Annotated in this window: 14 protein-coding genes; 10 read left to right on the plus strand and 4 right to left on the minus strand. The window is 72.1% G+C overall.

All coding sequences use genetic code 11. The annotated features are described in order from the left end of the window. Positions 1-189 precede the first annotated feature (189 nt). Positions 190-363, minus strand: a complete 174-nt coding sequence (locus tag A4R44_RS48020) for a hypothetical protein (protein ID WP_157904914.1) — start codon at positions 361-363, stop codon at positions 190-192. Positions 364-1,115: 752 nt separating this feature from the next. Here A4R44_RS48020 and A4R44_RS18480 point away from each other — a divergent pair. Next, positions 1,116-1,778: a hypothetical protein gene (locus tag A4R44_RS18480; protein WP_067581809.1), complete on the plus strand. Its 663-nt coding sequence runs from the start codon at positions 1,116-1,118 to the stop codon at positions 1,776-1,778. Here A4R44_RS18480 and A4R44_RS18485 read toward each other — a convergent pair. Then, a complete protein-coding gene (locus A4R44_RS18485; RefSeq protein WP_067581812.1) occupies positions 1,772-2,764 on the minus strand; it encodes an ester cyclase in 993 nt (330 codons plus the stop codon). The genes A4R44_RS18480 and A4R44_RS18485 overlap by 7 nt on opposite strands. Positions 2,765-2,986: 222 nt before the next feature. Between A4R44_RS18485 and A4R44_RS18490 the strand changes: the two genes are divergently transcribed. Continuing rightward, positions 2,987-4,324, plus strand: a complete 1,338-nt coding sequence (locus A4R44_RS18490; protein ID WP_067581815.1) for an MFS transporter — start codon at positions 2,987-2,989, stop codon at positions 4,322-4,324. Positions 4,325-4,336: 12 nt separating this feature from the next. Here A4R44_RS18490 and A4R44_RS18495 read toward each other — a convergent pair whose 3' ends face one another. Then, entirely contained in the window at positions 4,337-5,287 is a 951-nt protein-coding gene (locus tag A4R44_RS18495) for a LysR family transcriptional regulator (protein ID WP_067581819.1), read from the minus strand. 72 nt (positions 5,288-5,359) lie between these two features. On the opposite strand from A4R44_RS18495, the gene hisD (A4R44_RS18500) reads away from it, so the two are divergent. Further along, positions 5,360-6,688 (plus strand): histidinol dehydrogenase, encoded by a 1,329-nt coding sequence (gene hisD, locus A4R44_RS18500; RefSeq protein ID WP_067581823.1) that lies wholly within the window; start codon positions 5,360-5,362, stop codon positions 6,686-6,688. Between the two features lie 2 nt (positions 6,689-6,690). After that, complete coding sequence (locus A4R44_RS18505) at positions 6,691-7,590, plus strand: carbon-nitrogen hydrolase family protein (RefSeq protein ID WP_067581826.1); 900 nt, start codon at positions 6,691-6,693, stop codon at positions 7,588-7,590. Here A4R44_RS18505 and A4R44_RS18510 read toward each other — a convergent pair. Beyond that, entirely contained in the window at positions 7,547-8,545 is a 999-nt protein-coding gene (locus A4R44_RS18510) for a LacI family DNA-binding transcriptional regulator (protein WP_067581830.1), read from the minus strand. The two genes, A4R44_RS18505 and A4R44_RS18510, sit on opposite strands and share 44 nt — an antisense overlap. Before the next feature lie 164 nt (positions 8,546-8,709). On the opposite strand from A4R44_RS18510, the gene A4R44_RS18515 reads away from it, so the two are divergent. The 6 genes from A4R44_RS18515 to A4R44_RS49085 all read left to right on the plus strand — a co-directional run. After that, a complete protein-coding gene (locus A4R44_RS18515; RefSeq protein ID WP_067581835.1) occupies positions 8,710-9,852 on the plus strand; it encodes a cupin domain-containing protein in 1,143 nt (380 codons plus the stop codon). Between the two features lie 11 nt (positions 9,853-9,863). Continuing rightward, positions 9,864-10,550, plus strand: a complete 687-nt coding sequence (locus tag A4R44_RS18520; protein WP_198545341.1) for an alpha/beta fold hydrolase — start codon at positions 9,864-9,866, stop codon at positions 10,548-10,550. Further along, the gene (hisD, locus tag A4R44_RS18525; RefSeq protein WP_067581839.1) at positions 10,551-11,852 is read left to right on the plus strand and encodes a histidinol dehydrogenase; all 1,302 of its coding nucleotides are present in this window, start codon (positions 10,551-10,553) and stop codon (positions 11,850-11,852) included. Continuing rightward, a complete protein-coding gene (locus tag A4R44_RS18530) occupies positions 11,837-12,613 on the plus strand; it encodes an SDR family NAD(P)-dependent oxidoreductase (protein ID WP_067581841.1) in 777 nt (258 codons plus the stop codon). The genes hisD (A4R44_RS18525) and A4R44_RS18530 overlap by 16 nt, the downstream gene beginning before the upstream one ends. Continuing rightward, positions 12,610-13,359: an HpcH/HpaI aldolase/citrate lyase family protein gene (locus A4R44_RS18535; RefSeq protein WP_067581844.1), complete on the plus strand. Its 750-nt coding sequence runs from the start codon at positions 12,610-12,612 to the stop codon at positions 13,357-13,359. Before A4R44_RS18530 ends, A4R44_RS18535 begins: the two co-directional genes overlap by 4 nt. Positions 13,360-13,715: 356 nt before the next feature. Next, on the plus strand, positions 13,716-14,053 hold a 338-nt coding region (locus A4R44_RS49085; RefSeq protein ID WP_232791655.1), incomplete at its 3' end, for a 3-hydroxyacyl-CoA dehydrogenase family protein.

Genomic DNA, 14,053 nt, shown 5'->3' on the forward strand with positions numbered 1-14,053 from the left:
AACCCTGTCCGGGCATCGGCCATCTGGCCGACCCGAGGCGTGCTGACCTGCGACGACGCGACGGCCGGCGACGGTGCGGCGAGGGCGGCCGAGGGCCCGCACCCGGCGACGGCGGCGAGAGCCGGAGGACGATCAGGCAACTCCGCCTGCCCGATCATCCCTTTCGCCGTCGTCGGGTCCGGGGTTCGGTCAATCGGTTTCCGGCTGCTGCCACGCTCTTCCGGCCCGCTGGGCGGCCAGCCGGATCTCGTCGCCTGCCTCCTGCCAGTTCTGGTCCGTCGGGTCGTGGTCGCCGATCCACGTGCGCCGCGGCGTCGCGAGCGAGCCGCCGGCCTGCTGCGGTTCCTGGGTCATCTGAGCCATGATTCCTCCGTCTCCGGGCGAAGGCCAGCGGGGACTGCCCCTTCCGGGGCCCCTGAAACGGGTGCGCGGTCGAGATCGGCCCGGCGAGGCGCCTGCCGGTCATTGCCGTGCACCAGTGCTTGCGGCGACTGTGGGCTCGACCGCGGCGGCCGCTGCCGGGGTTAGGGGCCGGTCGGTCGTCCCGGCCTGCGGCAGTTCGCTGCCGGTCAAGCCGGCGATGTCGCCGGTCGCGGGCCCGCGCGCGTGCGGCTGAGGTCCGGCTGGATTCGCCGGGCAAGCTCGGCAAGGTTGTCCCGCGGACGGAGTGACCGGCGGCGGGCGAGTGTTTCCGATCGCGCCATTGCGAGCCGCCGCCCGTCGAACGCCGGGTTGGGCACCAGCGGGGCTCAACCCGGCGGCGAGGATTTCCGCGGGTCTTTCTCGGCGTCGGGCGATGCGCGAGCCGGGGAGCTTCGGGCAATCGGCTTCGCCTGCCGCGCCGACCAGGAAACCGCGACCCGGATCAGCGTCAGCGTGATCCGCCATGCCGAGGTTTCGTCCGCGGTGCCCACCTCGAATCACTTGCCAGTCTCCGGGGCGGGGGCTTTCCTGCCCGTGACCTGGCGAACGGACCCCGCGCTGAGGGCCCCGTCCGAGGTGGGCGGTCCGGCCGCGCCCGCCGTCCCACCTGATCGTGTCAACGCCTCCTGGCACACCGCAGCAGATGCTTCTGGTCGCCGGGGATCAGGCAGGCCGTCACCTGCCTCGGTGCTGTGTACTTCGCCGATGCCGGGACCGCGCACCCCGGGCTGGGCCGAAACACCGTGCTGGCCGCAGGCATCGCGGGCGGCCGGTGCTGGTCCCTCGGCGCCGTGATCGGCGCGATGGCCTCCGGCCGGGTCGGCCGCCGCCCGATCCTTCTGGCGGCGACTGGGGCCGCTGTCGTCCCGGTTCCGCAGTCGGCGTCCGGCATGGGGTACCTGGCGCTGCTGTGCGCGACGACGCTCGTCGCAGGCTGGGAAATCGGTTCGATCACCGTGATGCTGTCCGAGATTTTCGAGGCCCGGTACCGATGCACGGCTTCCGCGTTCGCCGGCAACGTCGGCCTGGTGACCGGCGGAGCCGTGCCGCCGCTCGGGGCGGGCGCGAGCACCGCCGCTTACGGTGCCGTCGTCTTCGGTGCTTTCCCGGCGGTCTGGTGCTCGCTGAGCGCGATCGCCCACCCGGGACCGGGACCTGCTGGACGTGCGAGCGGTGCGGCGCTGGCGCGGCCTCGTGTCTTGGCCTCCGGTGAGCCGCGCCGGTGGCGGGCAGAAGGCGAAAACAGGCGTCCAGCCCCTTGCGGACGCCGGAGCGAGCCCGACGTCCGGGGAGCGCGCCTGGACGAAGGCGCGCTCCCCGAGGGCACTGCCCGGTCGTTGCGGGATGCTCAGTAGATGTTGGTGTCGGCGAACGAGTTTTCGTGGCTGTTGATCTGCGCGCGCAGCGCGATCTGGTCGAACACCCGGACTTCCCGCACGATCCGCCCGTTCTGGATCAGGAACTGCGAGACGCCGAGCAGGTCGACGGGCTGACCGGTCAGCGGGCCGAAGTCGGCCGCGCCGCGGTAGCCGCCGCGCATGACCCAGGCGACCGCGACGCGCAGCCCGGCGTAGCGTTCGGCGTAGTTCGCCTGGACGTCCCGGATCTCGAAACGCGCGTCCGGGAACGGCGCGATCTGGGCCAGCAGGTCCCGCTGGTAGCCGTCGGGCCGGAGCACCGTCCGGTCGCCGACGGTGTGCAGGAAGAGGTCCCGGTGCATGAATTCGGCGACCTTGTGCAGCCGGCGGGCGTTCCAGACCTCTTCGACGAACTCCAGCACCATTTCGCATTCCGGCCGGTATTCGTCCGGGCGCGGGCCGCTGTCGCCCGCGGTCAGCACGTCGGCGGGCGCGGGTTTGGTCATCGAACCCTCGTAGCCGCGGAAGCGCAGCTCGCGCGCCGCCTCGGCGGGGTCGATGCCGCGCTGCAGGCAGTCGGCGAGTTCGTCGCGGACGACCCACTCCTCGACCATCCGGCCCCGCCGGTAGAGGCAGTTCGCGATGGTGCGCTTGCGGATCGGTGCCGGGACGCCGCGCACGAGGTGGGTGTCGCTGGAGAAAACGAGATGGGAACTCAGGAACGCGTCGCCGCCGCGGGCTTCCCAGACGACGTCCTCGGCCTGGCCCACGTGCTGGGGCACCTCGGCGATCCGCATCAGGCTGCCTTCGATGACGCCGTCCCGCCCGGCGACGGTGCCGAGCCCGCCGTGCACGATCGAGTCGGGCTCGTAGTTGTCGACGATGTAGGAGATGTCGCGCTGTACCCAGATCCGGTCGGTCACCTCGCGGATGAAATCGTCCGGGTCCTCGTAGGGCTGGTAGGCGACCGGGTCGAGCGGCATGGTCTTTCCCTTCACGGCTGCGGATGGCTTGCCCGGCACTGTATCCGTATGCATTGGCCGGGACAAGACGAAGTCCGGATTGCTTCCGGTGCCGGACTTTGGCTCATGATCGCAGTAAATGCCCGCTCGGTGCACCTTGACCGCGGCCGGGTCGCCACTTATGTTCCTTCGTCATACGTATGCAGGCGGCTCCGGCCGTTGTGACCCCGTCATGGAGGTGTCATGTCCACCGTCGCGCCGAGCACCGCCGCGTCCGCTGAGGCGACCGGACGTCGAAGGGTGATCCGCCGGGCGATCCTCGCCGGCAGCATCGGGAACTTCGTCGAACAGTTCGACTACGGTTTGTACGGCTACATGGCACCCGTGCTGGCGGCCTCGTTCTTCCCGGCAGGCGACCGCACCGCGAGCGTGCTGAGCGCGTACGCGGTGATCGCGATCGCGTGCCTCGTCCGCCCGTTCGGCGGCACCGTTCTCGGCCGGTGGGGCGACCGGTTCGGGCGCAAGCGCGTGCTGTTGTGGACAGTGGTGCTCATGGGCGTGTCGACGGCCGCGATCGGCGTGCTGCCGACCTACAGCCAGATCGGGCTCGCCGCCCCGCTGATCCTCCTGGTGCTGCGAGTGTTCCAGGGCATGGTGGCCGGCGGCGAGTACGTCGGCGCGGTCGCGTTCGTCGTCGAGTGGGCCGAGCCGCGCCGGCGCGGGTACTACACCTCGTTCGCGTCGAACAGCTGCTTCCTGGGCATTCTCGCCGGGGCCGGGACCGCCGCGCTGATGAGTGCCGTGTTCAGCGACGAAACGCTGCAGAGCTGGGGCTGGCGGATCCCGTTCCTGGCGGTGCTGCCGCTGTGCGCGGTCGGGATGTGGCTGCGCAGCCGGATCGAAGAGAGCCCGGAGTTCATGGCGGCCACCGACCACGGGACGAACGTGGTGGCGGCGCCGCTGCGCGAGGCGCTGCGGTCGCAGTGGCGGCCGATCCTCGTGTTCTGCGGGGCGTCGATCATGCTGGCGATCCTGTCCTACACCTGGGTCACGTTCTATCCGGAGTACCTGTCCGACACCCTGCACCTGCCGAAGTCCGCGGCCTGGCTGTCGAACATGATCTCGGTCGCGGTGCTGATCCCGCTGCTGCCGCTGGCCGGCGCGCTGTCGGACCGGATCGGGCGGAAACCGATGCTGATCACCGGGGCGGTGTGCTGCATCGTCCTGGTGCCGGTGGCGTTCCGGGTCGGCCAGCTCGGGACCTTCGGCGGCGCGGTGGCGAGCCAGCTGATCTATCTGATCCCGGAGTTCTTCCTGACCGGCATCGTCACGGTGTGCGCGGCGGAGCTGTTCGCCACCCGGACCCGGTTCAGCGCCAGCTCGATCGCCTACAACAGCTCGTTCTCGATCTTCATGGGGATCACGCCGTTCGTCGCGACGCTGCTGGTTTCGGAGTTCGGCACGATCTACGCGGTGTGGGCCTACCTCGCGGCGGCCGCGGTGCTGGCGCTGGCGGTGATCACGCTCTTCATGAAGGAGACCTACCGCAGCGAGCTTTCCGCGGACAAGTACGCCCGCTGAGGCGAATTCCGTTCAGGACACCGGCGGCCCCTGCGCGCGCAGGGGCCGCCGGTGTTCGAGCGTCGGGTTGCGCAGCAACAGATCCACCGCCAGCCGGGCGAGTTCCTCGGTCGCCGGGGACAGCCGCGCGTGCGCGCGCCGGACGAGTGCGAACGTGTTGTGCAGCGGCGGGTCGAAGGTCGTGGTGTGCAGGCGCAAGCCCTCGGTGCGGATGAGCCGTTCGGCCACCGCGCGCGACAGGAACGTGTCGCCGACGCCGCGGGAAACCAGGTGCAGGGCGGCCGGTGCCTGTTCGACCTCCACGAACGGCTCCAGCCGGACACCCGCGAGCTGCGCGCGTTCGGCGAGCTGCAGCCGGTCCGGGTCCGCGTTGCCCGCGTGTGCGTCGTAGAAGACAAGCCTGCGCTCGGCCAGCGCGGCGATGTCGACCGGGGCGGCGGTGTGCGCCGGATCCGCGGACACGTAAAGGACTTCGTCGCGGGCGAGGGGAGTGGTCTCCAGCCCGGCAGGCGTCACCGGGAGCACCACGATGCCCGCTTCGAGGTCACCGGCGGCGACGGCGTCGGCGACGAGGGCGGCATTGACGCCCACCAGGCGGATCCGCACATTCGGGTAAGCGGTCGCGAACCGTTCGCCGAGTTCGGCCAGCAAGTAGTAGTCGGCGTTGCGGAACAGGCCGAACGACGCGACCCCGCCGGTGAGGCCGCGCACCTCCTTCATCGCGTTTTCCGCGTTCACGGCCGCGTTCACGGTTTGCTGCGCGTGCGGCAGCAGCTGCTCTCCGGCGACCGTGAGGGCCAGCCGCCGCGCGCCGCGGTGGAACAGCTGCAGGCCGCATTCCTCTTCGAGCCGCCGGACCAGTTCCGAGATGGCCGCCTGGCTGTACCCGAGCGCGGTGCCGGCGGCGGTGAAGGAGCCGAGCTGCGCGGTGGCGACCAGTGCCCGGAGCTGAGTCAGTGTCACAAGGAAATCCTATCGATGACCCAATGCAAGACAAGGTTGTCCCGTGGCATGCGAGAAACTAGTTTTCCGGCCATGTACTTCACCGAAGCCACCCAACGTCGTTTCGCGGGCCGGTTCACCGTGGTCAAGCAGCCTGCCGCCGGGGGAGCGCCGGCCCAGCGCGACCCGAGGGTCGTCGAGACGGTGACCCGCATGCTCGGGCAGATCCGCGCCGGCGGGCTCGACGCGGTCACCCGGTACGCCGCCGAACTCGACGGCTACGACGGACGGCCGCTGGAGATCTCCCGGGACGAGATGCGCCGCGGCGGCGCCAAGCTGCCCGGCGAACTCCGCGCCGCGATCGAACTAGGGGCCGAGCGCACCGCTGCGTTCGCGAAAGCCTCCCGCGCCGCCCTCAAGGACCTTGAGGTCGAACTCGAACCGGGTCTCGTCGCCGGGTACCGCTACGTCCCGGTGCCGCGGGTCGGCGCGTACCTGCCCGCCGGCCGCTTCCCGTTGACCGCCAGCGCGTTCATGACGGTGAACGTCGCCAAGGCGGCCGGGGTCCCGTCAGTGGTCGCGTGCACGCCGCCGCAGCCGGACGGCGGGCCCCACCCGGCGGTGCTGTACGCGGCGTATGTGTCCGGGGCGGACCGGGTGTTCCTGCTCGGCGGGGTGCAGGCGCTGGCGGCGATGGCCTACGGGCTGGTCGGCGACGCGCCGGCGGACATGCTGGTGGGCGCGGGCAACGCGTTCGTCGCCGAGGCCAAGCGGCAGCTTTTCGGCGCCGTCGCGATCGATTTGCCCGCCGGTCCGTCCGAGGTCGCGGTGCTCGCCGACGAGACGGCCGATCCCGAACTCGTCGCGGCGGATCTGCTCGGCCAGGCCGAGCACGGCCCGGATTCGCCCGCCGCGCTCGTCACGACGAGCGCCGGACTGGCGGAGCGCGTCGCGGCGGAGGTCGACCGGCAGCTCAGCGGGCTGGCGACGGCGCCGATCGCGGGCCCGGCCTGGCGCGACCACGGTTCGATCACCGTCGCCGCGGACCGGAGCACGGCCGCGGCGCTGATGGACGACCTCGCCCCGGAACACTTGGAGGTCCAGACCGCCGACGACGAGTGGTACCACGAGCACCTGACCGCGTACGGGTCGTTGTTCCTCGGCCCGTGGAGCACGGTCGCCTACTCCGACAAGGGCATGGCCGGGACGAACCACGTGCTGCCGACCGCGGGCGGCGCGCGGCACAGCGCCGGACTGTCCGTGTCGCGCTTCCTGCGGCCGTTGACCTACCAGCGGGTCGGCCGGGACGCGACGCCCGCGCTCGCCGGGGCCGTGGAGACGATCTCCGCCTCCGAGGGCATGGCCGCCCACCGCGCCACGGCGGCGCTGCGCACGGGCAGGCTGTCCCGGCAGGAGGTGTGAGCGTGCGGCCGCTTTCGCTGGCGCTGGCCCAGGTTCCCGGCCGCGGTGCCGGGGATCTCGGCGGGTTCGCCGCGCACGCCGACGCGACCGCCGCCCGGTTCCCCGGGACGACCCTGCTCGCTTACCCGGAACTGCATCTGACTGCCGAGTCCGATGTGGCCGCGGCGGAACCGGTCGAGGACGGTCCGCGGCATCGGTGCTTCGCCGAACTCGCCGGGGATCTCGGGCTGTGGCTGTGCCCGGGCAGCGTCGCCGAACTAGGCGGCGACGGGCACGTGTACGACACCGCGGTGGTCTATTCGCCCGAGGGAAAACTGGCTGCCGCGTACCGGAAGATGTTCCCTTGGCGGCCATGGGAACCGTTCAAGCCGGGCCGGGAGTTCGTGGTGTTCGGCGTGCCCGGGATCGGCCGGGTCGGGCTTTCGGTGTGCTTCGACGCGTGGTTTCCCGAGACGACCCGCCACCTCGCCTGGCTCGGCGCCGACCTGGTGCTCAACGTGGTCCGCACCGACACCGCCGACCGGGCGCAGGAGGTCGTGCTCGCCCGCGCGAACGCGACGGTCAACCAGGTGTTCGTGGCCAGCGTGAACGCGGGCGGCCCGACCGGTGCCGGGCATTCGGTGCTCGCCGGGCCCGAGGGACAGCTCCTCGCCGAACTGCCGGGGTCCGGCTCCGGTGTGCTCACCGCCGTGGTGGATCTGGACGCGGTGACCACGGTGCGCCAGTACGGCAGTTTCGGCGTCACGCGGGTGTGGGAGCAGCTGCGGGAGGACGACGACCCGATTCCGATGCCGCTTTACGGCGGCCGGATCACCCCGTCCGCGTGGGCGGAGACCGGCCGCAGGCAGCGCGCGCCGGTCACCGGGCCGCGTGCGTTCCCCTCGGCACGAGAGCCGGAGTGAACACCGTCCGCCGCGACGCGAGATCCGGCGCGGTTCCGGAGAGGCGTTCGACCAGCAGGTCCGCCGCCGCCTTGGCCATGCCGTCGAGGTCGTGGCGCACGGTGGTGAGGTCGAAGGTCTCCCAGGAGGCCATCGGCAGGTCGTCGAAGCCGATGACGGTCAGCTCGCCGGGGATGTCCAGGCCGAGGCGCCGGGCCGCGTTCATCGCGCCGATCGCGATCACGTCGTTCCCGCAGAAGACCGCGGTGGGCCGCGGGCCGTCGGACCACAGGTCGAGCAGCCCGGCGTACCCGGTGTCGTAGTCGAAGGGGCCCTGCCGGACGCGGCGGCGCGGCAGGCCGACGCCCGCCTCGGACAGCCCGACCCGGAAGCCGAGTTCCCGGTCGCGTCCGGTGGTCGTGTCCGCCGGGCCGCCGATCAGCGCGATGTCGGCATGGCCCAGCCGCAGCAGTTCCTCGGCGACCAGCCGCCCGCCCGCCTCGTTGTCGACCACCGCCGCGTCGGCGTGGTTCGTGCCGGTTTCCCGGTTCAGGAACACGAACGGGACGCCGCGGCGGACGAGTTCGGCGGGCAGCGCGGAGCCGACCACCGCGGTGGTGAGCACGACCCCGTCGATCGAGCGGTCCAGCAGCCGTTCGGTCTCCAGCGCGGCCTCGCTGCGCTCGGCGAAGAGCATCATCCGGTAGCCGTGCTGTTCGAGCGTGTCGTGCAGCGGGCCGATCAGGTGCGGGTAGAACGGGTTGGTCAGGTCGGTGACCACCACTCCGACGCAGTGGGTCGACCGGGTGGCCAGGCTGCGCCCGGCTTCGCTCGGGACGTAGCCGAGCGCGTCCGCCGCCTCCCGCACCCGCGTGCGGGTGGCCTCCGAAACGCGGTGGTCGCCGCGCAGCGCCCGGGAGACGGTCGGCTGCGAAACCCCGGCGAGCCGGGCCACGTCATGGCTCGTGATCGACATCGACTCCTCTTCCCGTGCCACCGCTTGTGCATACGAATCCTAGCGGAAGCGCCCAGCGCTCCGGCGGCGGTTCCTGGACCGTTCCGGCGCAGCCCGGTCTTGACAGGCGGCCGGTGCCGGTGGTCGTATGCATACGTATAAACACATTAGTTCGGAGGGGTTGCATGCACACCGACGAAAAGCGGGCGACGGCGGCCGAGCTGGCCCGCCGCACGATCCGGCGGGCCGATTTCGTGTCGTGCGACCAGGCGTTCATCGACTGCCGGACGCCCGGGTCGGACCGCAAGGAGAACTACTCGATGATCGGCCCGGGCGTGACGCAGAACCCGGACCAGGTCGTGAACCTGCGCGAGCCGCACGGGTTCAACATCGGCGCGGCGGCGATGCCGCACGGCATCACGAACAACCTGCACCTGCACTTCACCGCGGAAGTGTTCCTGTGCTTTCGCGGCGAGTTCCTGCTCCGCTGGGGCGCGGACGGCGAAGAGGGCGAACTGGTCCTGCGCGAGGGCGACATCGCCTCGATCCCGACCTGGATCTTCCGCGGGTTCACCAACATCGGCCCGGACGACGGCTGGCTGTTCACCGTGCTCGGCCACGACGACACCGGAGGCATCATCTGGGGCCCTTCGGTGCTGCGGGAGGCGCAGGGGCACGGCCTCCACCTGGCCGCGGACAACCGGCTGATCGACACGCTCGCCGGCGACGAGGTCCCGGACCCGGAGGAGCTGGTGTCCCCGATGGCGCCGGCCGACATCGCCGCTCTGCCGTCCTACGACGCCGCGAAGCTGCGGCGGCGGGTGGCTGCCGCGGAGGACCTGGAGTGGTCTGCCCTCGGCTTGCTCGGCAGTGCCGTGCCCGGGGGAGGCGCCGAACTGGCTCCGGTCATCGGCTTCGGCATGACCGAGGACCGTGACCAGGAGCCGCGCATCTACAACCCGCACGGGCACAACGTCGCGTGGCTGCGTGCCGAGCCGGGCGAGGGCGTCCCGCTGCACCGGCACGACGAAACGCAGGTGCTGCTGGTGAAGGACGGCGAGTGGGAGGTCACGCTCAACCGGCACGACGAGGTGAGCGTGCGCCTCGGCCCGTGGGACATGGTCTCCGTGCCGCGCGGGGTGTGGCGGCGCGTCCGCAACGTCTCCGGCGAGCGGGCGACCATGCTCGTCGTCAACGGCGGCGACGGCCGGGTGCGCCTGGAATGGGACGAGGAGGTCGTCAAGGCGGCCGCCGACGCTGGCGTGGGCGTGGACCACAACGGTTACCTCGCGCCTTATCACCTGCTGCCCCGGCCGGTCGGCCAGTGACCGTGCCGCCGGTGGTCCTCGTCCCCGGAATGCTCTGCGACGCCGAGGTCTGGGCCGACGTGCGGCTCCCGGGGCCGGTAGTCCACGCGGAGATCACCGCGCCGGACCTCGGCGGCATGGCCGAGCAGATCCTGTCCGCCGTCGACGGGCCGTTCGTGCTCGCCGGGCTGAGCCTCGGCGCGATCGCCGGGTTCGAGGTCGCCCGCCGGGCACCGGACCGGCTCGCCGGGTTCTGCGCGGTCTCGACCAACGCCGGCGCGCCCACCCCGGAACAGCTCGCCGCCTGGGCGGAGTTCGACCGCCGCACGCGCGCGGGCGGTTTCGGCTCTGTCGTGGCGGAGCAGATCCTGCCCACGATGTTCGCCGACCCGAATTCCGTGCTGCGCCGGCGTTTCCTCGACATGGCGCGGCGAGTCGGGCCGGAAACGTTCCGTGCCCAGCTCGCCGCACAGGCCACTCGGCGCGACGCCCACGACGCGGTCGCGGGCTTGTCCTGTCCGGTGCTGGTCCTGTGCGGCGAACGCGATGCCTTGTGCCCACCCGGGTTTCACCGCGCGATCGCCGCCCGAGCGGGCCGCGCCGACGTGCGAGTGCTCCCGGAAGCGGGACACCTGCTGACGGTCGAGGCGCCCCGTGCCGCGGCCGCCGCGCTGCACGACTGGTTGTGCAGCACCGTTTCTCTCGTGAAGGAGTCCTGAATGCCGAAGACCCTCAAATCCGCTGTCCCGGTCGAGCAGGTGAGCGCCGCCCGCGACGACGTGCGCGACCGCGTCGGGGCGATCATCGCCGACATCCGCGAGCGCGGGGACGCCGCGGTCCGCGACTGCTCGGCGAAGTTCGACTCGTGGTCGCCCGAATCGTTCCGGCTCTCCGCCGCCGAGATCGAGCGGATCGTCGCGCGGGTGCCCGGCCAGGTGCTCGACGACATCCGGTTCGTCCAGGACCAGGTGCGCGCCTTCGCGCAGCGGCAGCGGGAATCGTTGCGGGAGTTCGAGATGGAGACCCTGCCGGGTGTCCAGCTGGGACAGAAGCACGTTCCGGTCGCCGCCGCGGGCGCGTACGTGCCCGGCGGCCGGTACCCGCTGACCGCGTCCGCGCACATGACGATCGTGACCGCGAAAGTCGCCGGGGTGCCCCGCGTGGCCGCGTGCACGCCGCCGATCCGCGGGGAGATCCCGGAGGCGACCGTCGCGGCCATGCATCTGGCGGGCGCGGACGAGATCTATCTGCTCGGCGGGGTGCAGGCGGTGGCCGCGCTCGCGGTCGGCACCGAGACGGTCGGCCGGGTGGACCTCATCGCGGGGCCGGGCAACGCCTACGTCGCCGAGGCCAAGCGGCAGCTGTTCGGCGAGGTGGGGATCGACCTGTTCGCCGGTCCGACCGAGGTGCTGATCGTCGCCGACCACACCGCCGATCCGTTCGTCGTCGCGGTGGACCTGCTGTCCCAGGCCGAGCACGGGCCGGATTCCCCGGCGGTGCTGATCACCACCGCCGAGGACGTCGCGCGGGAGGTGCTCGACCACGTCGAGGCGCTGCTGCCCGGGATGCCGACCCGCGATTTCGCCGCCCCGGCGTGGCGCGACCACGGGGAAATCCACGTCGTCGACGACCTCGACGAGGCGTTCGCCCTGGCCGACAGCTACGCGTTCGAGCACGTGCAAGTGCTCACCGAGGAACCGCGCCAGGCACTGGATAAGATGCGCGACTACGGCGCGCTTTTCCTCGGTCCGGGCACCTGTGTCTCCTACGGCGACAAGGTGATCGGCACCAACCACGTGCTGCCGACCCGCGGCGCCGCCCGGTACACCGGCGGGCTGTGGGTGGGCAAGTACCTGAAGACGGTCACCTATCAGGAGGTCACGAGCAGCGAGTCGAGCGTGCGGCTCGGCGAGGTCTGCGGACGCGCGGCGCGGGTCGAGCTGTTCGAGGGCCACGCCCGCTCCGGCGACGTGCGCGCGGCCGAGTTCCGGCGGGGAGAACTCTCGTGGAACCCGGCGTGACGGCCGAGCTGGCCGGCCGCACCGCGCTCGTCACCGGCGGCGGCAACGGCCTGGGCCGTGCGATCGCGGCCGCCCTGTCCGGAGCCGGGGCGCGCGTCGTGGTGGCCGGGCGGCGGAAGGCCGCCCTCGACGAGACGGTGGCCGCGCTGCCCGGTCCGGGCCGGGCAGCGCGGTGCGACGTGGCCGATCCGGAGTCGGTGGCCGCGCTGGCGGCCGAACTCGCGGGCGAGGAGATCTCGGTGCTCGTCAACAACGCCGGTGTCGCGGGGCCGGTCAAGCCGCTGGTGGAGGTCGAACCGGCGGAATGGGACGAGGTGTTCGCGGTGAACGTGCGCGGCGTGTACCTCGTGTGCCGGGCTTTCCTGCCGGCGATGACGGCGCGGGGCAGCGGAGACGTCGTCAACATCGCGTCGGTGAGCGGGAAACGGCCGCTGCTGCGCCGTACTCCCTACTGTGCGTCCAAAATGGCCGTTCTCGGGTTGACGGCCACGCTCGCGGGGGAGGCCGGGCCGTTCGGGGTCGCGGTGAACTCGCTCTCGCCGGGCCCGGTGGAGGGCCCGCGGATGGAGCGCAACTTCCGGCTGGAAGCCGAGCGCACCGGGGCCAGCTACGCCGAGGCAGAGCGGGCGTTCACCAGCCGCGCGGCACTGGGCCGCATGGTCACCGAGACCGAGGTGGCGGCCGCGGTGCTGGCGATGCTGCGGATGCCGGGGCTGTGCGCGGCCGACATCGACCTGTCCGCCGGGATGGTGGCGCGGTGACGACGCTGAAACACCGGCTGGGCAAGGGAAACCGGCTCCTCGGCGGGCTGCTGCGGATGCCGTCCGAGACGCTGGTCGAGACGGCCGGGGTGGCGGGGCTGGACTTCGTCGTGCTCGACTGCGAACACGGGCCCGCGGACCTGGTGCCGTTGCAGCAGCACGTCGTGGCCGCGCAGGCGCACGGGCTCGGCGTGCTGGTCCGGGTCGGTGCCGCGGAACCCGCGCTGGTGCTGCGCGTGCTCGACCTGGGCGCGGACGGCGTGATCGTGCCGCACGTCGATACCCCGGAACAGGCTCGCGCCGCGGTCGCCGCCGCGCACTATCCGCCGCTCGGAGAGCGAGGCTTCGCGACCTACAGCCGAGCCGGCCGCTTCGGCGCCCGGGGCGTCGAGGAGCACCTGGCCCGCTCCGCGGAGACCACGCTCGTCGTGCCCATGCTCGAAACCCCGGCGGCGTGCGCGGCGGCGGCGGAGATCCTCGCGGTCCCCGGCGTCGATTCGGTCCTGGTCGGCCCGGCCGACCTGTCAGTGGCGCTCGGCCTGATCGGCGGCGGGGCGGAACCCGCTGTCGCGCAAGCTATCGACGATGTCGCGGCCGCGGCGGCGGTCGCGGGCAAGCCGATGACCAGCATCGTGGGAACCACGGAACAGGCCCGGAACGCCCCGCCCGGGCCAGTGGTTTACAACCTCGCGCAGGTCCTGCTCGCCACGTTCGCGGGTCTCGCCGCGGCGCGCGACCCGGGGTGAGGGCCGGGGACCCGGGCAGGCGCGTGTCCGACCGGCGTCCCGGTTCCGGCCGGGGCTGTTCTGCTTCACGGCCCGCCGTCGAGCACGTCGCCAGCCACTTGTCCGCGACCCCGGCGGCCTCGCCGCGACCAAGCGGACCGGGTTTCCGCCAGCTGCGTTCCCGACCTTCTTCGTCGAGAGCTGCCGCCTGCTCGGCAGCCACGACGCGCGCACCTGCACCGCGCGGCACGTACCCACGAGGTCCGGGCTTGCGGGCAGGACGAGAGGGGACGGCGCGCGCGTCTCTGGCCGCGCCCGCTCACCGAAAGCCTCCACGGGCCGGGCCCGCCGGCCTCTCGCGTTCGATCCACCTGCGGATGACGTCGACGACGTACGAGGTGTGGAGGTTCATCATCGCCGAGGTGATGGCGACGACCGACGCGGATCCGGTCGTCGTCGACACGTTTCTCGCCTTCGCCGCCGGGATCGGGATGGTCCCGATCCGGAAGGAGAAGCCGGGCGGGCTGCTGGTCTCTGTCCTCGGGCCGTCCCTCTGCGCCGTGCAGGACCTTGCTTTCGGCGGCTCTGCGGAGCTGGAGGCCATCGACGAGGTCCGGCGTCTCGGCACCGGCTTGCCGAGGGGGCCTGTCGAGATCTTCGGCGTCGTCGGGCTGAGCGCGCCGTGCCGCATCGCGTGGCACGGCGACGAGGATCA

The sequence above is a fragment of the Amycolatopsis sp. M39 genome (assembly GCF_001651785.1).
GTDB classification, from domain to species: domain Bacteria; phylum Actinomycetota; class Actinomycetes; order Mycobacteriales; family Pseudonocardiaceae; genus Amycolatopsis; species Amycolatopsis rubida.